Genomic DNA, 25,973 nt, shown 5'->3' on the forward strand with positions numbered 1-25,973 from the left:
CGCTTAAATCATCAAATATAGCAGACCTAACACAAATAAAGCCGCCATGATAAACAGCAGAAAACTTAATACTTTGTTCGTTGTGGAGGCAGACTCAGTACGCTCTTTTTGTACTTTGTTTTTCTTGGCAACGTATAGAACCATTTTCACATGCTCTATGTTATCTTCGAGATAATGATCGCCTTCAGGTACAAACCCCAAGGACTCATAGAAGCTAAGTAAGTAGGCTTGTGCAGAGAGTATAATTGGGCGCTTCTTACCATATTTTTTACGGCAGTGCGCTATGGCATGAATCATCATCTGCCGTGCTATACCGTCACCTCTGTGCTCTGATAATACCAACACTCTACCGATGGCAGGCATAGCAGTATGATTGGTCTTAATCGTAGGGTCGGCGACCGATATATTGGATTTTAATTTATTAAATTCAGGCGGAATGATACGGCAGTAGCCTACCAACGCCTCGTTTTGATGCGCGATAAGATGTAGGCAATCAAAGTCCACCTCATCCATATCTTGATAGGCGCAGTTTTGCTCAACCACAAACACTTGTGATCGGGCTTTTAAAATATGATACAGATCAACTGAGGTCAGCTCATCAAAGGTTTTGATAGAAAATTCACAAGTCATAGTGGGCTAGCTTCTGGATATAGGCGGTAAAAGATTGGCATTATAACGATTTAGGCACAGATTAACCATTCCTAACCCTTTAGAGTCTGGCTGATTTTATCCAAATTTAAGCTGTCCGACATGGCATTGAATATCTCAAAATACTTGCCGTGTTTCTCGTATAGCGCTTCATGCGTACCGGTTTCAACCACGCGACCATCTTCTATCACGACCAAGTCATCCGCATCGATAATTTGGGCAATATTATGCGAGACCATGATCACGGTACGATCTTTTTTGATGAGATCTAGACTTTTCTTCACTTGTTGGCTGGCGATGGCATCGAGGCTAGCGGTTGGCTCATCCAAAAACACAATGGGTGGATCTTTTAAAAACATCCGTGCCAGCGCGATACGCTGCTGTTGACCACCAGACAATGACTTTGCTGTACTCTCATAGCCTTCTGCTAAATTAATAATTTGCTCATGAATGGAGGCTTTTTTTGCTGCAATGATAATATCTTCCTCAGTCGCATTCATATCACCATAGCGGATATTTTCGCTAATCGTACCGGAAAATATATGATTACTTTGTAGTACCAAGCCAATATTTTGACGCAATTCATGAGTATCGCAGTCGGCTAAATTATGTCCGTCTAGCCATATGGTGCCGCTATCTGGCGCATAAAACTTTACCAATAAGCTGATAATCGTACTCTTGCCAGCACCACTTAAACCCACCAGCGCAGTAATACGATTGGGCTTGATAGTAAAGCTGACATCTTTTAGCGCTTGCGTGCCATTCGGATACGTGAAATCAACGTTTTTCAGCTCAATATGACCTTTTAAATTTTTACTACTTCTGCCCGTGATATCTTCAACTTGGCCTTCATCTTCTAATATATCAAAGAAGCCTTCAGCGTAAGTCAGGGCATTATTAATCTGATCATAAATACGATGCAATTGGCGGATAGGGGCGGCGACGTTTTGGAATAGCATGACATGGAATAAAATCATACCGATGGTCATCTCGCCTTTTAAAACAAAGTAGGACGTCAGCAGAATGATTACCACCACACCAATCTGCTCAATAAAGGTCTTTATCGCATCATAAATAAAACCAATACTGCGAATGCGCAGCTGATTGTCAGTCATGTCTTTTTGAATGGTTAAATGTTTTTCTGCTTCTATCGACTCACGAACAAAGGATTTTACCACGCTGATGGAGTTGATCAAGGAGATAACCAAGCCACTTTTGGCTTCTCGATAGCCACGCATCTGCCGACGGAATCCTTGTAGACGCCGCGCTTGTTTTTGGCTGATGAAGAAATAAATGGGAATGATAATAAGACCGACCAAGCCTATCCAAAAATTGGTCGAAAACATAATGATGAGTGAGACGATCGCACTGGCAAACAGCGGTAGCATATCGATAAAGAAGTTTTGCACTAAGCTTGTAAGACTACTAACGCCATAATCGATACGCGTTTGCAACTTGCCGCTGTCGTTTTCGCTACTGGTATAAAATGCCATGCGGTAGGTGAGGATGCGCTCAATGATTTTTTGCGATAAATCACGCGAGAGATTGATACGAATTTTCTCACCATAAAAGCGCTGACCAAAAGAGATAAATATCGACAGTATCTCTTTGGTTAAGAGTACGGCACTGATGATACCTAGCATACGCACGCCTGCCTGCCACGGCTCGGCAAGCGTGGCAATTTCGGTCAAGGTATCAACTGCATAGCGCAGCACAAAGGCATTAACTTGCGCTGTAAAGGAGCCAAGCACCGTTAGTATCAGTGTGGCAATAATTAAAACTTTATATGGCGCGGCAAAAACGGCAAGCTTTTTGAGGATATCCCATAGTAGAGCCCGCCGCTCCGTTTTTTTGAGTGGCGGCTTTTTATCTAACTGCACATGGCGTGGCTGGGGAGATGTTGGCATGTATTTTTATGAATATTAGTAATTAGCTTTCATTATGTACTACTTTATTAGCGATTCCAAAAGGAATATGAACTGATGGCAATACACCAGATGATTTCAAATGTGTCATCTGGTCGTCAAAAAAGATATGAGGCTTTAATATCTCAAGAACCTTTGATTTGTCTACTCCGCCCATAAAAAAAGCTTCATTTGCAAGAATACCCCATTCACGCATTGTGTTAATTGCACGTTTATGTGAAGGTGCGTTTCTTGCAGTGACGATAGAGACTCTTACCATTGGTTCATAATTAGGGTTTTCAAGCTTATAATCATTTTCAAGTTTTTGAATATGAGAAATACGGTCAATAAAATTCTTTAGTGGTCCTGGATTATGAGCTATATCAACCTTAGTAGACTCATGGAGGTGAAACTCATCAAGGTTTTTATTTTCTTTATAAACACTTTCAGATTCATCGTCGATTATCACGCCATCAAAATCGAATGCTATTCTCAATTGCGTATCTTCAATATTATCAGAAATATCTCCATGTAAAATCTGACCTGCTGGGTAACCTGCCTCTATTGCTTGTTTAACGTCTCCCTCATTAGCAGATAAAAATAATTCAATATCAAAGGCTGGAATATATTCGTGTGCTGATCGACCTTGCAAAAAAACCGCACGAGTAATAGAAAGGTTATAATGTTCAATTGAGTTAATAACCCTGAGGCCGGTGTCAGGATCATTGCGTGATAATAAAATAACTTCTACTAACGGATCTTTAAGCAGCTCATTTAGCTTCAATAGTCTCCTGATAAAAGGGTAGGCGACCCCAGTATTAAGAGCATCATCTTGATTCTTTCTCTGATATTCTCTATAGGCTTGCTCGCCTTCTGTCCTGAATATACTATCTGATTCTTTAAGATCAAATAATGCGCTTGATGAAATACCGATAACTAGTTTTTCTGTAAGATCGTAAGCCATTTAAGTCTCCTTAACTAAAAAGCATCCGCTGGTACAAACACTTCACCAACCATAATACGGCGTGCCGAGCGGCTCATCGAGACTTTTTTGGCTTGCCAGCGTCCATCGACTTGCTCGGTTTTTCCACCTACAAGTAAGGTTCCTGAAGGGTGACCAAAACGCACCTCGGTCAGCTCGCCTGCACCTGCTGCTTCATTGACCAATGTCCCTTGCGTGGTCGCTGCGGCGGCAATAGCGACCGCTGCTGTGCCCATCATCGCATGATGCAATTGACCCATACTCATCGCCCGTACGACCAGATCAATATCATTGGCATGAACGGCTTTGCCACTTGAAGCGGTATAGCTTTGTGCAGGGGCAACCCAAGCAATTTTAGGAATATGTTGACTGGTTTGCGCTTCACTGACGTCTTTAAATAGCCCCATCGCCACGCCGCCCTTTGCGCGAATCATCTCAAGCTTGGCAAGTAGCTCACCATCGCCATTGATGTCGCCTTGCAACTCAGTACCGGTAAAGCCCAAATCTTCTGCTCTCATAAAGATGGTTGGGATACCAGCACTAATAAAAGTTGCCTTGACGCTATCAGTATTTAGACTACAGTCAGAGACATCAAAATCATCGACCAAGTTGCCAGTGGGGAACATGTCACTTGATGAATCAACGGGATCAATAAATTCGATTTTGACTTCGGCGGCTGGGAAGGTGACGCCGTCTAGTTCAAAATCGCCGATTTCTTGTACTTGCACTTTTCCTTGCTCATCAGTATAAACAGGTACATGAGCGATAATCGTTTTACCGATATTTTCTTGCCAAATACGTACTTCGCAAATGACGTTATCCGTACTTTCATTAATACTATTAGCCACTTTATCGGCATCGACCAAACCCATATTAATGGCACAAGCACCTACCGCAGCGGTTAAATTGCCACAGTTACCAGCCCAATCAATCATTGGTTTGGCGATATTGACTTGTCCAAACAGATAGTTCACATCGTGGTCTGAGCTAGAAGACTCAGATAAGATTACCGTTTTTGAGGTGCTAGAGCTGCCATTGCCTAGACCATCTATTTGCTTGCCATAAGGGTCAGGGCTACCGATGACACGTAGCAGAAACTTATCGCGCGACTCGCCAGCAACTTGGCAACGCTTTGGTAAATCAGATAGTTTAAAGAATGTACCTTTTGAGGTGCCGCCACGCATATAGGTGGCGGGGACAGATAGTTGTGGGGCAAAAGCAGGGTTTGGTCGGGTCATTTTTTTATTCCTATTATTTTAGTACGATATATTCATCACCGTTTTGAATGACCATTGTTAATGATTCAATAGATTGCGGCGACAACATATTTAAAGACTCACTGGTTTCTTCAGAGCTTTGTGCAGCTGCTTGTTGCAGCCAATAACGTGCTTTTTCTTCATTTTTTCGAACACCCCATCCGTTTAAATAGGCTGCTGCTAAAAAGTTCTGTGCCTGCAGATCGCCTTCTTTTGAGGCAATAGACAAAAGCTTAGCAGCTTTAGTCAAATCTTGCTTGGTACCCCGTCCTTTTATATACATAAGGGCTAAAGTTGTCACGGCATGAATAAATCCACTTTCAGCGGACAAACTGTACCAGTAACACGCTGCTACTAAGTCTTGACCGACACCATCACCAGTATGAAATTTAAGCGCCAAGAGATACTGCGAAACTGGGTCGCCTTCATCAATGCCAGGTCTCAAATCGGACTTAGCCATTTCAAGTTGTTCCCGTCGAATTTGTATAATACTATCAACGGATTCTTGTATATCGCGGCCGGTACGTACATTAGAAACCCAACAACCAATAATAATAGCAATAACGACAATGGAAATAGAGACGTCTACCATTGATAAATCAGTGAGACTACTACAACCGCTAAGATTCAATACAGAAATCAAAATAATAAAAGTTCTATTGATGTTTTTCATGCCACTTCTTATGATAAAAAATGACAATTATACTAAATAGAAAAACAAATGTTTATTTTTTAAGAAAATTCATTTAAATAAAGTACGATAAGTAATGTATTTAATGGATAGAAGCCTAATAAGACTAAAGAGTATCAGAATCTATTGTGAGACTACTAAAAAAGCCAATGCCATATAAATATAACATTGGCTTTTGTCACGTGTACGGCAGCTATCGCTGTTGTTTATTCGTTTCTATTAAACGATATCTAACGTGCCATCGATAAACTCTTTAGCAAAGCGCTGGAGCATACCGCCAGCGTTATACATTTTAACTTCATCAGCGGTATCTAAGCGGCATTTCACTGAGGCTTTATCGACAGTACCATCTGTTCGGTTAATGACCAATGTCATCTCACCGCCGGCAGACACTTCGCCTTCGATATCAAATACTTCAGTACCATCGATATTAAGCGTATTACGATTGACACCTTCTTTAAACTGCAAGGGTAGCGCGCCCATACCGACCAAGTTTTGACGATGGATACGCTCAAAATCTTCAGCAACCACTACTTCAACGCCTGCTAAACGCACACCTTTAGCAGCCCAATCACGGCTTGAGCCTTGACCATAGCCGTCGCCGGCGATGATGATAAGCGGTTGCTCTCGATTCATATAGGTCTCGATTGCTTCCCACATACGCATGACTTGACCTTCAGGCTCTACTCTAGCAAGCGAACCTTGTATTACTTCACCTTTCTCGTCACGTACCATCTCATTCAATAGCTTAGGATTGGCAAAGGTAGCACGCTGCGCCGTTAAGTGATCGCCACGATGGGTTGCGTAAGAGTTATAGTCTTCTGCTGGCAGACCCATGGTATCAAGGTACTCGCCAGCAGCTGAGTCACCCAAAATCGCATTAGACGGTGATAAATGGTCAGTAGTGATGTTATCACCCAATACCGCTAATGGACGCATGCCTTTTAGCTTATTCATCGCTGCCATTTTGCCTTCCCAATACGGCGGACGGCGGATATAAGTCGTCTGTTCACGCCAGTTATAGAGCGGACTTAATGCTTTACCCGTGTCTTTTTTGGCTTCGTCAAACATCGGAATATAAACAGCGTTAAATTGTTCAGGCTTCACGGCTTTGGCAACGATGGCATCCACTTCGTCATCATCAAACCAAATGTCTTTTAAATAAACGTCATTGCCGTTTTGATCTTTACCTAATGAATCTTTTTCGATATCAAAGCGAATATTACCGGCTATAGCATAGGCAATCACCAATGGTGGCGACGCTAAAAACGCTTGCTTGGCATACGGGTGGATACGACCATCAAAGTTACGGTTGCCTGATAACACGGCGGTAGTGAACAAATCATTATCAATGATTTCTTTTTCGATATCTGGGTCAAGTGCGCCGCTCATACCATTACAAGTGGTACAAGCAAAGCCAACCACATCAAAGCCGATTTCTTGCAATTCTGGCATCAAGCCGGCTTCTTCTAGGTACATTTTGACCGTTTTTGAGCCTGGTGCTAAAGATGATTTCACCCAAGGTTTCCGTAACAAGCCTTTAGCATTGGCGTTACGGGCGACGAGGCCTGCAGCGACCATGTTACGTGGGTTTGAGGTGTTGGTACAGCTGGTAATAGCCGCGATAATCACCGCACCATCTGGCATCATACCGTCTTTGGGTTCTGGTAATTTTTCATCAGCACCGTGGGCAATACCTTTTGCTACCAAATCGGTGGTTGATACGCGAGCATGTGGACGTGAAGGGCCCGCCATGTTACGGACGACAGCTGACAAATCAAACTCTAGGACGCGGGCGTATTCGGCTTTTTCCATGCCGTCAGCCCATAGACCCACTTGCTTGGCATACTGCTCAACCAGTTTAATCTGATCTTCACTACGACCGGTTAGGCGTAGATAGTCGATGGTTTGTTCATCGATATAGAACATCGCCGCGGTTGCGCCATATTCTGGCGTCATATTAGAGATGGAAGCACGGTCACCAACACTTAGCTGACGTGCACCTTCACCGAAGAATTCAATATAAGTAGAGACCACGCCTGCATCACGTAAGAACTCAGTCATCGCAAGTACGAGATCCGTACCGGTAATGCCTTTTTGCAGTTTGCCGGTTAATTTAACCCCAACGTAATCCGGTAGGCGCATATACGATGGATTGCCCAGCATGACGCTCTCAGCTTCAAGCCCGCCAACACCGATGGAGATAACACCTAAAGCATCAACCATTGGCGTATGGCTATCGGTACCGACCAAGGTGTCAGCAAAAGCGACTTGTTCACCGGCTTTATTGTGCACGACCTGTACAACAGGCGACATTTTTTCTAGATTGATCTGATGCATGATGCCGTTACCCGGTGGCACGACGTTTACATTGTCAAAGGCATACTGACACCAGTTGATAAAGTGAAAACGGTCATCGTTACGGCGCTCTTCAATAGCACGGTTTTTCTCAAAAGCGTTTTCTTCAAAGCCTGCATGCTCAACAGCTAGCGAGTGATCAACGATGAGCTGAGTCGGTACAATAGGGTTTACTTTTGATGGGTCACCGCCTTGCTCAGCGATGGCATCACGTAGACCAGCCAAATCAACAAACGCCGTCTGACCCAAAATATCATGACAAACCACGCGGGCAGGGTACCAAGGAAAATCTAAATCTTGTTTGCCTTCGATATGCTGCTTAAGCGCATCGGTTAACTCTTCTGGTGGGCAACGGCGTACTAGGTTCTCACACAGTACTTTTGAGCAGAATGGTAGCTTGTCATAAGCACCAGCTTCGATACTCTCGACAGCCTCACGGGTGTCAAAGTAATAAAGATCAGTATCTGGAAGCTGTTTTTTGAATTGTTCGTTCATTTGTTGTACGAGGGCGTTGTCCATAAGTCACCTTTGGCTGTTGGCTAATTATAATAAATCGTTAAACGTCAATATTAGGTAAAAGTCATTCCTTTAGCAAAATCATCGTTCGTTATTATAGGCTTTGCTAAAGAAGCGATATTGAAAAGTAAAAAGACGTGGTTTATATAAAGAAATGTTTATATGAAAAAGACAGCGTATGACGATTAAGCCCAAACAGACAATAAGGCTCAATCATCATATCGTTACCAGCCAGCACTATTGCTAGCTGATAGTAATTATTTGGCAAAAAGCACTGAACAATCATCATTCAAAACTGAATAACAGCTACTTAATAATAAGCTTAACGCGCATTCATATCTGGTACTGGACGCAATTCTTCGCCAGTGTACTCTGCGCTTGGGCGAATGATGCGGTTATTAGCACGTTGCTCAAATACGTGTGCCGCCCAGCCCGTTAGACGCGAGCAGACAAAGATTGGCGTGAACAGTTTGGTTGGGATACCCATGAAGTGATAGGCAGAAGCATGGAAAAAGTCGGCATTACAGAACAGTTTTTTCTCGCGCCACATGACTTCTTCACAGCGCACTGATACTGGGTATAGCACCTCATCACCAACATCCGCTGCCAGTTTTTCAGCCCAGCCTTTAATCACCACGTTACGCGGATCTGACTCGCTATAGATGGCATGACCAAAGCCCATAATTTTGTCTTTACGCGCCAGCATACCCATCATTTCTTCTTCGGCTTCATCAGGTGAGCTAAAGCCTTCAATCATATCCATTGCCGCCTCATTCGCGCCGCCATGAAGAGGGCCTCGCAATGAGCCAATCGCACCTGTTATACAAGAATGGATATCAGATAGCGTAGAGGCGCAAACGCGTGCCGTAAAGGTTGAAGCGTTAAACTCATGCTCTGCGTAGAGGATAAGCGAGACGTTCATCACTTTTGTGTGTAGCTCGTTTGGTTTCTCACCCTTTAACAGATGCAAGAAGTGACCGCCAATGGTCGCATCATCGGTTTCGGTTTCGATACGCACATTGTCATGGGTAAAACGATACCAGTAGTTGATGATAGAAGGGAATACCGCAAGCATGCGATCTGCTTGGTCGTTTTCTTCCTCAAAACTCATTTCGGTTTCTAAGTTACCCAGCATAGAGCAACCTGTACGTAATACATCCATCGGATGCGATTCGGCAGGGATACGCTCAAGCACGTCTTTTAATGACTGTGGTAGACCGCGAAGGGTCTTTAGCTTGGCTTGATAAGCATCAAGCTCGGTTTGGTTTGGCAAGTTGCCGTATAGCAGCAAATAAGCCACTTCTTCAAATATGCATTTGTCTGCCAGTTCTGATACATCATAACCGCGATAGGTCAGACCTGATCCTGACTTGCCGACGGTAGATAGCGCGGTCTTGCCAGCTACTTGTCCGCGCAGACCTGCGCCTGACAATACTTTTGTTGATGGGTTTTGTGCTGCCATGATGAAATTCCTTTTGTGGGTAGCTTTTTGGGTGAAAACCGGTGTTTCTAAGTTTCTAAGTTTCTAAGTTTCTAAGTTTCTAATAATAAATTTGTCAGTTGATGACTGACTATAGCGCCAGTCAAGTATTACGCAGGCTGTTCAGGCTGTGGACCATCTAAATCGACATTACAACGCTTGAATTCGGCTTCAATAGGAACGTTCAAGACTTCCATTGCGCTGCCTTCGCCTTCTGCATTATTGATTTTCATGTACTTGACACCCAGTGGTGATTCCATGAATGTCTGAATCTCAGTCATCTCCTCTGGAGTAGGGTCAGCCATTGGTGTTGCAATCTCTTCACCATTCATGACGCGCAGTTGCTCATTACCAAACGTAATCAGCTTTTTCCCTACCTCTGACGTATAAAAGTCATCCAACTCTTGTAACTCTGCATCGGTAAACTGACTCTTATAGAAGCTATCGACTTCGGCTTTACCCAAGTCTTTGTCGCGTGATTCGAGACAGCTGACTTGCTCTGCACTGAGCGCACCACTATTGATAACTGGTGCGAACAATAGACTGTCGACGGTATCTAGCGTAATCGTCGTCATGACCAAGTCATCTTGAGTGGCAGGTGCAGGAGCCTGTTTGGTAGTATCAACTTCAGCAGTGCTTGCACCACTGGTCGTATCATCAGCGGTTTCTGGTGTTTTATCACAGCCCGTCATGAATAATAGCGCCGCAAGCGTGCTGCTCAGTAGTGACGTTTTAAGAGCAGTATTAGCAGTAAAAAATGGCATAAATAACCTAAAAGTAAATGAAGACGGATTTCGAAAAAATAACACACTCAAAGGTGAGCTATCTTTTCAGTATTGCCAATGAAGAATGCCTAACTACTTATTAGCAAATAGCTTGTCTAGCGTCTGCTCAAACTCATGATAATTTAAGAAATCATACAGCTCCATGCGGGTTTGCATGGTATCAACAACTTTTTCTTGGGTGCCATCAGTCAATAGATGCTGATAAACGTTTAATGCCGCTTTGTTCATCGCACGGAATGCTGATAGCGGGTACAACACCATCTCTACACCCACGCTATACAGTTGATCAGTGGTGTAAAGGTCGGTCTGACCAAACTCTGTCATGTTGGCGAGTACTGGGATATCCAATACGTCAGTGAACTTACGATACATTTCGATATCGGTTAACGCCTCGGCAAAAATCATGTCTGCGCCTGCTTCTTGGAAGGCAACGGCGCGCTCGACAGCAGCGTCTAAGCCTTCTACCGATAGCGCATCTGTACGTGCCATGACCACAAAATCAGGATCCGTTTTGGCATCCAATGCCGCTTTTAAGCGATCAACCATTTCTGAAATACTGACGATTTCTTTATTTGGGCGATGACCACAGCGCTTTTGCGCCACTTGGTCTTCGATATGTACCGCTGCCACGCCCGCTTTTTCCATTTTTCTGATGGTCTGGGCGATGTTAAACGCACCACCAAAACCAGTGTCGATATCGACTAATAACGGCGTATCAACTGCGTCAGTGATACGGCGTGCATCTTCTAGCACATTATCAAGGCTAGTCATACCCAAATCAGGAAGACCAAATGAGGCATTTGCCACACCAGCACCAGAGAGATATAACGCTTGGTGACCGACTTGGGTTGCCATCATTGCAGTATAGGCATTGATAGCACCTGCAATTTGTAGTGGCTGGTTGTTATCATTTTTTTGAGTGAGGGCACTGCGAAAGCGTGCGCCAGCAGATGATAGAGTCATGTGAGTGTCCTTGCATAGAGAGATAGTATTATCGTTATTGTGTTCGATTATACTCAATAATCAGTGAGTGCAAAGCATTGTTTGAGCACAATAATTTAAATAATTTAAATAAATAGTTTATTAAAATTAATATTATTCACCATATGAATAGCATTATCTATAAAGTAATGGTTTGCTTAAGCTATTATTCATATTGCTGAATTTGCAAAGACACGTATAGCCCATGATTTACATTTATTTACAATAGCGGTTGCGCTTATTTTTATCGATTCATGGTTTTAGCTTACCAAAAAGCCCTAATAGCTAAGCTAAAAGGGCTTTTATGATATAAATAGATATTTTTAAAACCGATATCTAGCCAAATAGTCCAGCAAGATTGGCTACAAATAACAGCGCAAAACCCGTTAAGAAGATGAGTCCCGCGATAGAGAGTGCATTCATGCCAAAAGACAGTTTTTTATGGTTTTTCACCAGTGAATAATTCAACCAGCCGAAGATAGGCGCTGAGACAAATGCTGATATCATGGCAAACTTAAGCATAGTACCTAATTGTCCAGTAAAGAAAGTTATAATCATCAACCCACCACCGATAGCATAGGTCGTCCAAAAAGCGATTTGCTTTTTGTTGATTTCGCTTTCTCCTTTTATTAGACGCCAGCACTCAGCGTTGGCGCGGCCATAACCGTCTGCACAGGTGATCGTCGTGCCGAACATACACATAAAGGCGACGAAAGCGACCAATAGACGTGACCATTCACCGATGGTTGCGGTATACATGTTGATCAACTGATTGATATAAGCGCCACCAACCAGCTCAATTTCTTGTCCTGAACCATACTGTACAAACACGCCTAATGACAAGAAAAATAAGGCTAAAATTGCTGAGACGGCGTAACCGACGTTAAAATCAAGCAAACCTTGGCGATGGGTGGTGTGATCGGCTTTGACTTTGGCAGATGTCCACATCGAGGTAATGGCGGCAAACTCAAGCGGTGCTGGCATCCAGCCCATGAGTGCTACGATGAAACCTAAAGTTGCTAAATTCCAAGGAGAGGCGGCAACAAAGTCAGCAGCCATGACTGTCGGCTTGCCAGCAGCAATGATGACAGCAGCAACGGTCGCAGTCGTCAAGGCAATCATAATCCATTTGGTCACACCATCGAGCAGCTTATAGTGACCCGCAATTAAAAAGAACCAAGAAACCGCCACGATAATTAATGACAGCGCCATCGTCGAAAGACCAAGAGAGGCGGGTAGCATAAAGCCTAAGATAACCGCTGCTATTAATGAGACTGCGCCCGTACTAATGACAGCTGATAGGATAGAGAGTATAAAATATACCCACAGATATACTTTTGAGCGTTTGGCATAGCCTGCAATTAAACTCTCGCCAGTGTCATAGACGTAGTCGGTTGCAAAGCGAAAAAATGGATACTTAAAAACGTTGGCTAAAATAATCATAATGGCCAGTTGCCAGCCATATATAGCGCCAGCCTGCGTCGATGAAATCAAATGTGAGCCACCGATAGCAGCGGTTGCCATCAAAATACCGGGACCAAAGATGCGCCAGCTAAAGCCTTCTTGCGGCGAGGTCGCAGTATCGTCAGTGGCATTTGGGTTGGTGCGTGGGTTATTGAGTGGTTGTGTGGTCATGAATACCTCTAAATGGTTAAAACGGCAAATTATCACTTACCTGTGTCAGCTTGCCAATGATCATGAGAGAAGCGCTTTATAAACTGCTTAAATATAAAACGATTCATCTTGTATCGACTTTAGCACACCGAAGCCAGTCAGGAGAATGATTATTCTAGTTGTTATTACTATTTGTTTGCATTGCCATTCTTTTTAGTTAGCATAATCAGTTGATAATATCAAGTATTAAGGCTGATTATTTTTTAGCGGTTCTTTATAACACAATATCCATCCAATATCTGATAATTTAAGGCTGTGACACAAATTTTTGCTGCCGATAAGTGATGCCGCGCTGCTCATATACCTGATAGGTGGCGCTCAGTAAATCAGAAATGCTGGGATGAACGAAATCTTTGAGTGTATGTAGATAAATAGGGGAGGTGACGTTTTCGTGTACTAAACGTTGATAACTGATTTGGTCGGTACGCACGGTCTTTAGGCTAGCAGGCACAAGGGTAATGCCTTCGCCAGCCGCCACCAAGCCTAGCGCTACTTGCAAGTCACTCACCGTCGTAGTCATAAAAGGCGAAATACCGTATTGTGCGAATAAGTGTAGTAAAGGTTCAGTAATAGGCGCACTAAGTGTGGATTGCTCAGCGCTTGTGCGTCTGGATTTTGTATTACTATCCAGCTTTGCGCTGGTTGATCTTACGGTCGTCGCTATCGGTAAATGGGTTTGATGGTAGAGAATCAGTCGATTGTTTGCTAAGTCTATCAATCGCTGCTCCTTTATATGCGCCAAAGGATGGGCTTTTGGTAAGGCGACGACATAACGTTCATGACGCAGTAGTATTTGCTGAATCCATGGATCTTGATGGGGGAAACGCCCAAATCCGATGTCTATCTCACCAGATTTGAGCGCCTCTATTTGTTGATATGAGCTGATGTCTTTGAGATTGACTTCGATATCGGGGCTGGATTGCTTTAGCATGGCAATAATTTCAGGAAGCAATCCATAAAGCACGGATGGGACAAAGCCAATATTCAGCATGCTACTGGGCGTAGATAGCCGCTGCGTCATGCTGGTGACGGTATCAATCTCTGTCAATATGGCGCTGATTTTGTCGTAAAAGAATGTACCAGCTTCGGTCAGATGTAGCGGTCTATGGTAGCGATCGACCAATTCCACACCCATATCCGTTTCAAGCTGTTTAAGCAGACGACTCAAGCTTGGTTGTGACAATCCAGTTTTAGTCGCTGCGGCACTAAAGCTCCGTGAATCTGCGATAGCAATAAAAGCGTTGAGCTGTTTTAAATCCATATCTTTATGCTCACTTGTTTATGATGTCACCGTTGCTTGTGGCTTATCTTCTCTTGGCTATTTTGATTATTTTATCCGAATAAGAGCAGTAAGCGACAAATTATGCTTGAAGCGAACGAGGCGAGCTACTATATTGTTTATTAACGTTAGTGTTACAATTTAGCAAACAATAAAAACTTTATTCTTAATTCTAGCTGTTATCTACTTTTTCGCGGTAAAAACTGGTTTGGTATTACTTCATGAGCGACAAAAAAAATAGCCCTAATGAGCAGTTAGAGGCAAATTTAGCCAAAATTGCTAATACTAAGCCACGTAAGCGTATGCGTAAAGATAATATCTACGAGCGTTTCATCACGCGTGTCGAAAATGTTGATAGTAATGAGGATAACCCTGCTTTCAAAGAAAATGCATTAAAACCACTAAAGAATACCAACCATCTTTCATCGTATGAGCCATTAAGCGCCACAGAGCTAGAATTATTTGCTAATTTAGAGCAAGAAAGCGTGAGCACAGGTATTCATGTAGATTTTTCTGATGACGATAAAGACGAGGGTTTTTCGACAAATCATGCACCGCTAGCTAATACTGACAACTCTTTAGATTCTGATGCAAGTAACGATAAATCTTCTTTATATATCGCTGACAGCGCGAATGCTGATGATTTAAAACGTCAAGATTCAGAAAGATTAGCAGCTGAAAAAGTTAGAAACGAACAACTATCTAATGATAACGAGACTGTAAATGACAATGCCACTGTTAAACAATTAGTAAAATCAAAGGAAAAGCAAGTAAGTAGCAAAAAACCGCTTATTATTGGCATGATATTTGGCTCATTATTGATTGCTATTATTGTAGCAACACTGATTTTCACCGGTGTTCTATCGACCTCAACGAAAACGATTGCACCTGATAGTGCAGAGACGAAAACAACAACGACAGATGCAGCACCAGCTGTTAGCACTGGCAAAGCAGTAGTAACCGATGACAACCAACCTTCTGCTGATACAGGCGCGATAGACAAATCGACAGTGATATCGCAACCAGAGGAATTCCCCACTGAGAATCCAGACACTAATCCTAATGGGGTAGAGACTACTGAAGCCCCATCGACCATGCCAGCAGCTGAGGCAGCCATCACTTATGATGACTTTAGAGAAGAATCCCAAAGTACCTTGTATCGTGAGACCAATGATTAGGGTCTGTTGGACATTCATCATTTCAACTAGTCATTTAATCTAAGGCATATTCTCAATTCAAATGGACTGAATTTTGCCAAGCAGTGTTAAATATCTGCTTAATACCTCGAGATAACCTGTGCTATTTTGCTTATTAGACTGCAATTCATCTCATTTTTATCACCATTTTTCAAATTGCTCATCAGCAACTAGCCATACAATAATAGTGCTTTCAAGCCGCTTATCAGTCAATTCTATCGCTCATACCAAAAATCATTGCAACATACCCGAGAGCCCGTATCCTAAGATCAAGGATACGGTGATAGGCCGTTCATAACATGGATTGACTCGGTATTGAATTATGACTATCTCAGACAATAAAAATGATATCAATAAAAGTGTTGGCTTATCCAGTAATTCTAATAACGAGCCACTATTAGCAACCGACACCGCAAAGCTAGCAAAAGGCAGTTTGCTGAGTCATGTAAAATGGTTTGCCATAGTGGGCGTCTTGTTGTTAACGACTATATTCGTGTCGGCTCGTTTTTTTTCAACAATCCCTCAAACATCCATGGTAAGTGTTCATGTACCTGTTACGGTAGCTACTCATCAAATCAACGAGACGGCAGCAGATAGTTCACAGCTAGCAAAAGTTAAAAATAATCACAATCAGGCTAATGTTGAAGCTAAGCATGCTCAAGCCAAGAATGCTATTAGTTATGGTGATTTTAGACAGGAAGCACAGAATATCTTATATCGTGAGGCAGAAGCGTCTGTCTCACGTGTGAACCTAAATACAGCTAGCATTGAGCCTGCCATTAGTCATGAAGATTTTAGAGTAGAAGCAAAAAATATCTTATACCGTGAGGAAAAATAATCAAGTTTATAGGCTAACAGTCACTTTGGTTAATGCTAATTGATAGTGGACTTAACCATATTTTTAATTTCAATGACACTTAATATCTGCTGACCATCTGCAACCAGCAGTAGCGTACTACCACGGCGTGCCACTTCTGGTAATTGTTGTTCTAAATCCATAGTACATCGACGTCGCCAGCAGCTTCCACCGCTCGTCCCAAGATCACAATGTCGCCAGCAGCTTCCACCGCTCGTCCCAAGATCACAATCACCTTAGCTTGAGCATCCAGCTCATGACTACTACGCTAATCGTTGTCGAAATTAAGCAAACTAACAAAGCCACTGAAATAAAAATAGCAATGAGTTTGCCTTTTGAGAGGACGGCAATATAGTCAGTTCAATCTCATTTGGCGTTCTGGTACGTTTGGCATCTTCTATCGTACCAAAGCCATCATATGCTCTAAGAAGCCTTGTTCAGGCGCTTGGGTGATATGAATAATATATCAGTGTTGAGCCATATAGAAAGCTATTAATTGAATTATGGATACCGCTTAGATATCAAATCTTGAGTGACGCTGGAGTAGTATTTTTTCGGAAGCACTAGGGGTTTTCGATATTGTAAATAATTATAGAAACAAAAATGATTATCATTTACAATATTGTTCACAAAGTTAGTACACACAGCATTATTAGCTAAATATAACGTTTACCACTCTTTGATCCTCCAATTAAGTGAAGTGAATATGAAACGCCACCATCAAGTTGCTCTATCCTTTCTTACCCTTTGTATCAGCCAGCAACTATATGCACAAAACAATGTCAGTGCTATGGACATCGCTTCAAATACGATTCTTTCAGAAGACTTAGCTGTCAACGCCGCCTCAAGTGAGTTACCAAACGTGACTTTAGATACCATTACGGTCACTGCTAAAGCAAGGACAGGAACGGCTCTGGCACAAAAAATTAGTGAGATGCCCGCCGTCACACAGGTAATTACCGAAAATGAGCTACAAATGCAGGCGACAGGCAATCGTACTACTGGAGATATATTGGCTCAGCTGATCCCAAGTTTGGGGGCAAGCAGCGGCTCAACCAGTAACTATGGCACTACCATGCATGGCCGTCCCGTGCAGTTTTTGCTGAATGGTGTGCCATTGAGTGGCTCACGCAGCCTTTCACGCGAGCTAAACAGTATCGACCCTGCGCAGCTTGAGCGGGTAGAGGTGCTCTCTGGTGCGACCAGTATTTATGGGGCTGGCGCGGCTGGTGGTCTGATTAATCTCGTCACAAAATCTATGGTAGGTTATGGCTCTATCAGGCAAACCAGAGTCGGCGTCAGTAGCAGTCGTAATTTTGACTCAGATTCATTAGGTTATCATGTGGGGCAAACATTGGGTTATGGCGGTGAGCGAGTCTATGGTCGCCTAGATGTGGATTATGATCGTAAGGGCGGCAAATTCGATAGCCACGATAATCGCATCAGTCCAGACGTCAATCAAACTGACCAACAAGATACCGAGTCGCTAAGTATTAACGGTAGCTTGGGTATAGAGCTCACTGACAGCCAACGTCTTGATTTGGCAGTGACTTACTATAATGATGAGCAGGATACTGACTATGGTCCAGATTATGGTAAAAATTTACAAGTATTATTAAAACCGAAAAAATTACCACCATCTTTAAAAGCGATTGATGGCGCTGAAGTAGAAAACGAGCCTTATACCACCAAAACATCAGTGAACCTTAACTATAATAATGATGATATTGCAGGCTCAAATTTGAGCGTCACAGGGTACTATCGAGACGAAAAAGGCCGTTTTTACCCTTCTGGGAAAAGTGCAGCAGACCAAGCAGCTGAAGTTTGGGCTGCCAATGGTCTGACTGATAAAGACACGCTAGGTAAGCTGTTGAGCGCAGCAACATTCGTCACTCAATCAGAAGCAGATATTGAGGTGATGGGTTTGCGTGCCGCTATGCAAACGGATAGTGAAATTGCGGGTAAAAAGACACTGTTTAGCTATGGGGCTGATTTTGAACGCGAAAAAAGTGAGCAAACCTATGAAGGGCAAGACTTAAACACGTTTCTTGCTAGTAATGGTTTGAGCGCTCAAACCAACGGACTATCTTATAATGGTGGACCAGATACCACCATTGATAAATGGGGCGCTTTTGTCAATGCCGATATAGATATCACTGATAAATGGCATACCAGTGCTGGCGTGCGCTATCAAAAATTGAAAGCAGAAACGGCTACTTTCACGCCCATTTATGAGCAATTGCTCGAAGAGTATTTTAATGATCCTCGCATCAGTGGTGTCAGCGATGCTTATGGCATTGACTATCAGGCTGGTCAAGTGGAAAAGGGCAATACAGACCACGATAAAACCCTATTTAATATCGGTACCAGCTATCAATTAACCCCAAATGACCAAGTATTTGCCAATTTTTCACAAGGCTTTACCACTGCTGACATTCAGCGTGCGCTACGTGATGTACGGGCAGGCTTTGTCGTCAACTCAGACAATGTACAACCTATCGCAATCGACAATTACGAGTTGGGCTGGCAGGGCAAGCATGGCAATACTGCTGCACGATTGAGCGGTTTTTATAATAAATCAGATAAAACGGTACGCTTTACCAATGACTATACGGTAGAAGTGGTCGATACTGATGAGCGCGTCTACGGAATAGAAGGTTCGCTCAGCCATGATATTGATGATCAATGGCAATTGGGTGGCAGTGTTGCCTATACTCGTGGTCAGTATGATAAAGATGGTGATTGGTTGGAGCTTGATGCCGTACGCTTGACACCCCTTAAAGGCACGGCATTTACACAATATAACTTCGATGAAGGCAGCAATGTACGTCTACAAGCATTAGCAATTGGCGGTGATAATAAAGCCTTTAAGGATCAACAAAAAGATCCTGATTCTAGTGCATTACCAGTCACAGGTTATATGACACTTGATGTATTAGGACAAGTCAAAATGCCGGTAGGTCGAGTAGACTATGGGATTTATAACTTACTCAATAAGGATTATCTAACGGTCTATCATCAAACAACCTATGGCGATTTGAATCGTTTGCCTGCATCGGGTACAACTTACGGGTTGAGCTACACTGTGGATTATTAAAAATAATATCAGACCAGTTTTTATTGCCCATAAAAAACTCTTCACTATCTCTTTAATTTTAAGACCGCTTTATTAGTTTTTTTATATACATCAAAAACAGGCTTATTACTTAGTAGTAGTAAGCCTGTTTTTGATGTAATGAGTCTCGTAAATGTGCAACGAGCAGTTTTAACTTTTGATCCGGTTGTCTGGCCTTAGGATAAACCGCATATAGGCCAAGCTTCTTGCTGGTAAAACATTGTAAAATCTGCGTGAGTGTATTTTTCTGTATCTCCTCATAGATCAACACTTGTGGTAAAAAAGCGATACCTAAATCGCTAAGCGCGGCTTGTTTAATTGCACTCAGATGATTGCTATGAAACCGACCATGGACAGATATTAATTGCTCTTTGCCGTCTATATATAGCGGCCATGTACTGTTAGCCGTATTATCAAACTTGTAAACTAAGCACTCATGATTCTGTAACTGTTCAGGAGTTTGAGGCGTACCATGTTGCTTTAAATAGGCTGGAGTCGCGCATATAATCCACTGGCTATCTATAAGGCGCCTTGCAATGAGTGAAGAATCTTCAAGCACAGCGGTCCTTAGTGCCAAATCAAATCCTTCCTCTATCAAGTCAACCAATCGATTGGTAATTTGTAACTCTACTGATACTTCAGGGTGTTGTTTACAGAATTCGGCAATAGATTCGCTAAATATAAAATTCGCAGAGACCACAGGCATAGTTATACGTATATGGCCTTTCATATCTTCGCCGTAACCCGTGACAGCATTTTCAGCTTCTTGAAAGGCGGATTTAGCAATTTTAGCTTTGTTATAAAGCGCCCTGCCTGCATCGGTTAAGCTCAACTTTCTAGTGGTTCTATAAAGCAGTTGTGTATTTAAGTTCTCTTCTAATCTCGCAATGCGCTTGCTCACTACTGAGTTCGTCAATGATAATTTTTCAGCGACTCTAGAAAATGACCCTTCTTCAACAACTTGAACGAATAAAATCATGTCGTCAGCTTTGGTCACACTTGTTCTCCAATTGCAGTAATGTGTTTCTAATTATAGCAAAAAAGGAAAATAACATTGTCCATTGATGCAATATATCAATGAATTAACAAGGCGTAGACTATTCCAGGGCGTTTTTAACATTGGGACATAAACTGTCGCAAGTCGTGCTCGGCTTTGTCTACAAGACAGCTTTAGTAAATAAGCAGTCCCTATTTGTGAATATTTAATACAACTTAGTCATCATAGATTCGTCAAAATAAAGGCTTCGATGACTTGGTTCAGGGAAGATCACACAATCAAAAGGATGTAATTTTGAATCAAACAATATATGGGCTTTTGGCATTACTGCCAATCGTTCTCTGTGGTATTTTTCTGATAGGTTTGCAATGGTCAGCTAAAAAAACAATGCCAATAATTTTAGTGGTTACCGCTGCGCTTGCCATTTTTATATGGGATATGACGCTTAACCGAGTGTCATCATCTATTATTCAGGGTTTGGTCATTACGGTTTCGGTATTGTGGATAGTCTTTGGTGCTATTTTTTTGTTGAATACATTAAAACATACTGGTGCAATCGCCGTTATCCGTGCTGGGTTTACCAATGTATCGCCAGATAGGCGTGTGCAAGCCATTATTATTGCATGGTGCTTTGGCTGCTTTCTTGAGGGTGCCTCTGGTTTTGGTACAGCTGCCGCTATTGCAGCGCCTTTGCTGGTGGCAGTAGGATTTCCGGCGCTGGGTGCAGTGTTGATGGGAATGATGATACAAAGTACACCTGTATCATTTGGTGCGGTCGGTACGCCTATTGTGATAGGGGTAAATGATGGGTTAGATAAAGCTGCCATTAGCGCTCAACTGGCACAAGAAGGAGTACAGTGGGGCGAATTTTTACAACTGATTACCAGTCAAGTCGCCATTATTCACGGTGTCATTGGTACGTTTATGCCCCTGTTTATGGTGATGATGCTCACCCGCTTTTTTGGTGAGAATAAAAGCTGGAAAGAAGGCTTCGCTATTTGGCCGTTTGCGATTTTTGCAGGCTTGGCATTTACAATCCCTTATATGATAACCGGTGTTTTTTTAGGGCCAGAGTTTCCGTCACTGGTCGGTGGCTTGGTCAGTATTACTATTGTTGTTAATGCTGCTAAAAGAGGGTTTTTGGTGCCAAAAACCACATGGGATTTTGAACCGCAAAAAAACTGGCCGAGTGAATGGCTTGGTAAGTTAGTGGTCAGTAAAGAAGATATTACGCTGACCTTGAGTGATAAGAAGATGTCCACCCTTATGGCGTGGTTCCCTTATTTACTGGTTGCCCTTTTACTGGTGTTTTCAAGAGTATTTACAGGCTTTCAGTCTTTACTTAACAGTGTGGCAGTAGACCTAACCTCGATTTTAGGTGAGACAGATATCAGTGCCAGTTTTAGTCCTTTATACTTACCAGGTGGCTTGTTACTAATTAGTGCTTTGGTTGCCGCCGCTTTTCAAACTAGAAAGTCCGTCAGCGCATTAAACAGTGCCTTTAAAGAATCAGGCAAAACTGTACTAGGGGCAGGTTTTGTACTTATCTTTACGATTCCAATGGTTAGAATTTTTATCAATTCCGGCATAAACTTATCAGATGTGGCGAGTATGCCAGTCGCCAGTGCAGAGTTGTTTTCAGGTACTTTTGGCAATGTTTTTCCATTGATTGGTCCAACCATTGGAGCGTTAGGAGCCTTTATCGCGGGTTCTAATACCGTATCTAACATGATGTTCAGTCAATTTCAGTATGAAGCGGCGATGAGCTTAAATATTTCACCCTCTTTAATCATAGCGGCTCAGGCTGTTGGTGCGGCAGCCGGTAATATGATTGCCATACACAATGTAGTGGCGGCATCAGCTACGGTGGGTTTACTTGGTATGGAGGGCTCGACGCTTCGTCGTACTATTTTACCTACCCTATATTATGTGTTGTTCTGTGGCATCATCGTCATGGCCGCCATTTACATTTTTGGTTTTCAAGGGCCCTTAGCATGATGAATGACACACAATCACAAGATAAGGAGCATCATATATCTTCGTCAAATCGCGATTCTCAAGGCATGCTTAGTCCTGATCAAGTACTAGACAAGCTAACACAATTACTGGGTGCTAGTAATGTACAGGCTGATCCAGAGAAAAATGAGCACTATAGAATGGGGTGGCGCTCTGGTGGTGGCAGTGCCTTAGCCGTTTTATTTCCGCAAACACTGCTGGAGATTTGGCGTAGCCTAGAAGTATGCGTTGAAGGCGACTGCATCATTATCATGCAAGCGGCTAAGACAGGTCTGACTGAAGGCTCAACACCGAGCGGTAATGACTACGATAGACCAGTTGTGGTGATTAATACGCTTGCAATGAACCAGTTGTATTTGGTGAATGACAACGAGCAAGTGATCAGCTTGCCTGGTGCGACATTGCATCAGCTACAAAGTCAGCTTAATGCTGTCAATAGAGCGCCTCATTCCGTCATCGGTTCCTCGACGTTAGGCGCGTCTATTATTGGCGGTATATCTAATAACTCTGGTGGGGCTTTGGTCAAAAGAGGGCCTGCCTATACCGAGCTTGCGTTGTTTGCCCAAATAAACGAACAAGGACAGCTGGTATTGGTTAATCATCTAGACGTAGAGCTAGGTGATACGCCAGAAGAAATACTGACTAATTTGCAAAATGGTAATTTTGATAAAAGAGAATTACCTGATAGTGGCAAGCTCGCATCTGACAAAGAGTACATCGCCAGAGTAAAAGACGTTGATGCAAGCACGCCCAGTCGCTTTAATGCGGACAAGCGCAGACTGTATGAAGCCAGTGGCTGCGCTGGCAAGCTTGCGGTGTTTGCAGTACGTCTTGACACTTATCCAATAGCGGCAAAAGAGAAAACCTTTTACATAGGCACTAACAGTGTGAGTGAGCTTGCACAGCTCAGAAGGCAGATACTATCAAGCTTCGACAATATCCCTGAAGTGGGCGAGTATATGCATCGTGATATATTTGATGTCTCCGCTAAATACGGTAAAGACACGTTCCTAAGTATTAAGCATCTCGGCACAGATGCCTTACCTAGATTGTTTTCTATCAAAGGCGCTATTGACGCTAAATTTCATAAGTGGTCATGGATGCCAAAGCATTTTACTGACAAAGTCATGCAGTTCATCGCTACTCTATTTCCAAAGCATTTACCGAAGCGCATGATTGAGTATCGTGAACAATATGAGCATCACCTAATCTTAAAAATGAGTGATGAAGGGATAGCAGAGGCGCAGGATTTTCTGAAGACCTTCTTTGCTGCTTCAGACACGGGTAACTATTTTGAATGTAGCCAGGAAGAGTCAGAAAGCGCGCTTTTAAATCGTTTTGCGGCAGCCGGTGCCGCATTACGCTATGAAATCATACATGAAAAAGAAGTTGGTGAGATATTGGCATTAGATATTGCCATACCGCGTAATGAATTAGAATGGCTTGAAACCCTACCTGAAGAAATTGAAAAACACTTAGAGATGAAGCTGTATTACGGACACTTCTTTTGCTATGTGTTTCATCAAGATTATATTTTGAAGAAGGGCAGTGATGCACACCTTGTTAAAAAGATGATGTTAGAGCTATTGAGCGCACGCGGAGCCAAATATCCTGCTGAGCATAATGTAGGGCATCTATACGAAGCAGAGCCTGATTTGCAGAATTTCTATAAAAGCCTAGACCCAACCAATAGCTTTAATCCCGGCATCGGTAAAATGTCGAAAACCAAACGTAACTGCTCGTGCTGTGTGTAATAGTGAGTGTGGGTTGAGCTTGCCGCTTCAAAAATAAGCCAATTGCATCCATCGTTTAGCACTAATCAATAAATAATTAGAGATTCAAAAATATTACATAGATATTTAACAGAATAAGGGCAAGCGTATGATTATTTCATCTCCAAACGACTACAGGGCTGCTGCCAAGCGCCGACTGCCACCATTTCTATTTCATTATATAGATGGCGGTGCTTATGAGGAATATACCTTAAAACATAATGTTGAAGATTTATCGAAAATTGCCCTTAGACAACGTGTACTAAATGATATGTCACTGCTTAGTCTCGAGACGCAGTTATTTAATGAAACTCTGTCTATGCCTGTCGCGTTGTCACCCGTGGGTCTGACAGGTATGTATGCCCGCCGCGGAGAAGTGCAGGCCGCTATGGCAGCCGATCAAAAAGGCATTCCGTTTACCATGTCGACAGTTTCGGTTTGTCCGATTGAAGAAGTAGCGCCTAAAATTAACCGTCCGATGTGGTTTCAGCTTTATGTATTAAAGGACCGAGGTTTTATGAAAAATGCCTTGGAGCGTGCCAAAGCGGCGGGGTGTTCGACCTTGGTTTTTACGGTAGATATGCCAGTACCAGGGGCACGCTACCGAGATATGCACTCTGGTATGAGCGGTAAAAATGCTGCTATGCGCCGTTACTTACAGTCTATGACGCATCCGCAATGGGCATGGGATGTAGGGCTAAATGGCCGTCCGCACGATCTGGGCAATATCTCTACTTATTTAGGTAAGCCAACAGGATTGGAAGACTATATAGGCTGGCTAGGTAATAACTTTGACCCCTCTATTTCTTGGAAAGATTTAGATTGGATTCGCGAGTACTGGGATGGGCCTATGGTCATCAAAGGTATTTTGGACCCAGAAGATGCCAAAGATGCGGTGCGTTTTGGAGCCGACGGCATAGTCGTATCGAATCATGGTGGGCGACAGCTGGACGGTGTTTTATCCAGTGCACGTGCTCTGCCTCCTATTGCCGATGCAGTTAAAGGAGAGATTAAAATTTTAGCCGACTCTGGTATACGTAATGGCTTAGATATTGTGCGTATGTTGGCTTTGGGCGCTGATATTTGCATGCTAGGGCGCGCTTTTATTTATGCTTTAGCAGCGGATGGCGGTGCAGGGGTAAGCAATTTGTTAGAACTGCTAGATAAAGAAATACGCGTCGCAATGACCTTGACTGGTGCCAAAACGATTGCTGATATTAATTCTGACTGTTTAGTAAAGCTGGAGAATTAAACTTGAAGCCGTTAGTTTAGCCATCAATCGTAATAATGAAACTCATAATATTGTTGGCTGACTAGGGATAGACAGATATACCATTACAGGAATGGCTGACCCAGTATCACCAAAAAATAAATGATTAATACATAAAGCTGACAACGTCTTGGCTGATGAGAAGCGAGAGCTTCGAGATCCACATAAACAGGTTAAATGGCTTACACCATAGAAAA

General features: G+C 42.8%; 19 protein-coding genes. 6 read left to right on the forward strand and 13 right to left on the reverse strand.

What is annotated here, in order from left to right:
* Positions 1-3: 3 nt before the first annotated feature.
* The 11 genes from JMW94_RS09320 to JMW94_RS09370 form a co-directional block, all read right to left on the reverse strand.
* Positions 4-630 (reverse strand): GNAT family N-acetyltransferase, encoded by a 627-nt coding sequence (locus tag JMW94_RS09320; protein ID WP_055125822.1) that lies wholly within the window; start codon positions 628-630, stop codon positions 4-6.
* 71 nt (positions 631-701) lie between these two features.
* Positions 702-2,555 carry an ABC transporter ATP-binding protein gene (locus JMW94_RS09325; protein ID WP_227681708.1) on the reverse strand — a complete coding sequence of 618 codons (1,854 nt, stop codon included), beginning with the start codon at positions 2,553-2,555 and terminating at the stop codon, positions 702-704.
* Positions 2,556-2,577: 22 nt separating this feature from the next.
* A complete protein-coding gene (locus JMW94_RS09330) occupies positions 2,578-3,516 on the reverse strand; it encodes a 5'-nucleotidase (protein WP_087815406.1) in 939 nt (312 codons plus the stop codon).
* A 14-nt stretch (positions 3,517-3,530) separates the two neighbouring features.
* Positions 3,531-4,772 carry a 2-methylaconitate cis-trans isomerase PrpF gene (gene prpF / locus JMW94_RS09335; protein WP_201581320.1) on the reverse strand — a complete coding sequence of 414 codons (1,242 nt, stop codon included), beginning with the start codon at positions 4,770-4,772 and terminating at the stop codon, positions 3,531-3,533.
* Positions 4,773-4,785: 13 nt separating this feature from the next.
* A complete protein-coding gene (locus JMW94_RS09340) occupies positions 4,786-5,463 on the reverse strand; it encodes a tetratricopeptide repeat protein (RefSeq protein WP_087815410.1) in 678 nt (225 codons plus the stop codon).
* Between the two features lie 237 nt (positions 5,464-5,700).
* On the reverse strand, positions 5,701-8,334 hold the full coding sequence (gene acnD, locus JMW94_RS09345; RefSeq protein ID WP_201581786.1) for a Fe/S-dependent 2-methylisocitrate dehydratase AcnD: 2,634 nt from the start codon (positions 8,332-8,334) through the stop codon (positions 5,701-5,703).
* A 343-nt stretch (positions 8,335-8,677) separates the two neighbouring features.
* A complete protein-coding gene (gene prpC / locus JMW94_RS09350) occupies positions 8,678-9,817 on the reverse strand; it encodes a 2-methylcitrate synthase (protein ID WP_087815415.1) in 1,140 nt (379 codons plus the stop codon).
* A gap of 128 nt (positions 9,818-9,945) precedes the next feature.
* Positions 9,946-10,599: a DUF2059 domain-containing protein gene (locus JMW94_RS09355; protein ID WP_087815417.1), complete on the reverse strand. Its 654-nt coding sequence runs from the start codon at positions 10,597-10,599 to the stop codon at positions 9,946-9,948.
* A 93-nt stretch (positions 10,600-10,692) separates the two neighbouring features.
* Positions 10,693-11,583: a methylisocitrate lyase gene (gene prpB / locus JMW94_RS09360; protein ID WP_087815419.1), complete on the reverse strand. Its 891-nt coding sequence runs from the start codon at positions 11,581-11,583 to the stop codon at positions 10,693-10,695.
* Between the two features lie 354 nt (positions 11,584-11,937).
* The gene (locus tag JMW94_RS09365; RefSeq protein WP_413786192.1) at positions 11,938-13,236 is read right to left on the reverse strand and encodes an NRAMP family divalent metal transporter; all 1,299 of its coding nucleotides are present in this window, start codon (positions 13,234-13,236) and stop codon (positions 11,938-11,940) included.
* Positions 13,237-13,522: 286 nt separating this feature from the next.
* Positions 13,523-14,536, reverse strand: a complete 1,014-nt coding sequence (locus JMW94_RS09370) for a LysR family transcriptional regulator (protein ID WP_201604155.1) — start codon at positions 14,534-14,536, stop codon at positions 13,523-13,525.
* Positions 14,537-14,775: 239 nt separating this feature from the next.
* On the opposite strand from JMW94_RS09370, the gene JMW94_RS09375 reads away from it, so the two are divergent.
* Both JMW94_RS09375 and JMW94_RS09380 read left to right on the forward strand, forming a co-directional pair.
* Complete coding sequence (locus JMW94_RS09375; RefSeq protein ID WP_201604157.1) at positions 14,776-15,732, forward strand: hypothetical protein; 957 nt, start codon at positions 14,776-14,778, stop codon at positions 15,730-15,732.
* 340 nt (positions 15,733-16,072) lie between these two features.
* Positions 16,073-16,588, forward strand: a complete 516-nt coding sequence (locus tag JMW94_RS09380; protein ID WP_087815427.1) for a hypothetical protein — start codon at positions 16,073-16,075, stop codon at positions 16,586-16,588.
* A 35-nt stretch (positions 16,589-16,623) separates the two neighbouring features.
* Here JMW94_RS09380 and JMW94_RS15000 read toward each other — a convergent pair whose 3' ends face one another.
* A complete protein-coding gene (locus JMW94_RS15000; RefSeq protein WP_265088312.1) occupies positions 16,624-16,749 on the reverse strand; it encodes a hypothetical protein in 126 nt (41 codons plus the stop codon).
* A gap of 563 nt (positions 16,750-17,312) precedes the next feature.
* Here JMW94_RS15000 and JMW94_RS09385 point away from each other — a divergent pair.
* Complete coding sequence (locus JMW94_RS09385; RefSeq protein ID WP_087815429.1) at positions 17,313-19,703, forward strand: TonB-dependent receptor; 2,391 nt, start codon at positions 17,313-17,315, stop codon at positions 19,701-19,703.
* A gap of 109 nt (positions 19,704-19,812) precedes the next feature.
* Here the strand turns inward: JMW94_RS09385 and JMW94_RS09390 are convergent, their stop codons facing one another.
* Positions 19,813-20,718 (reverse strand): LysR family transcriptional regulator, encoded by a 906-nt coding sequence (locus JMW94_RS09390; RefSeq protein ID WP_201604159.1) that lies wholly within the window; start codon positions 20,716-20,718, stop codon positions 19,813-19,815.
* Positions 20,719-21,012: 294 nt separating this feature from the next.
* On the opposite strand from JMW94_RS09390, the gene JMW94_RS09395 reads away from it, so the two are divergent.
* The 3 genes from JMW94_RS09395 to lldD all read left to right on the forward strand — a co-directional run bounded on the left by JMW94_RS09395 (position 21,013) and on the right by lldD (position 25,758).
* Complete coding sequence (locus tag JMW94_RS09395; protein ID WP_201604161.1) at positions 21,013-22,716, forward strand: L-lactate permease; 1,704 nt, start codon at positions 21,013-21,015, stop codon at positions 22,714-22,716.
* Positions 22,717-22,781: 65 nt separating this feature from the next.
* Positions 22,782-24,488, forward strand: coding sequence for a D-lactate dehydrogenase (gene dld, locus JMW94_RS09400; RefSeq protein WP_068408377.1), 1,707 nt, complete (start codon positions 22,782-22,784; stop codon positions 24,486-24,488).
* 127 nt (positions 24,489-24,615) lie between these two features.
* Positions 24,616-25,758, forward strand: coding sequence for an FMN-dependent L-lactate dehydrogenase LldD (gene lldD, locus JMW94_RS09405; protein WP_068408375.1), 1,143 nt, complete (start codon positions 24,616-24,618; stop codon positions 25,756-25,758).
* Positions 25,759-25,973: the final 215 nt, after the last annotated feature.

The sequence above is a fragment of the Psychrobacter immobilis genome (assembly GCF_904846185.1).
GTDB lineage: Bacteria > Pseudomonadota > Gammaproteobacteria > Pseudomonadales > Moraxellaceae > Psychrobacter > Psychrobacter immobilis_B.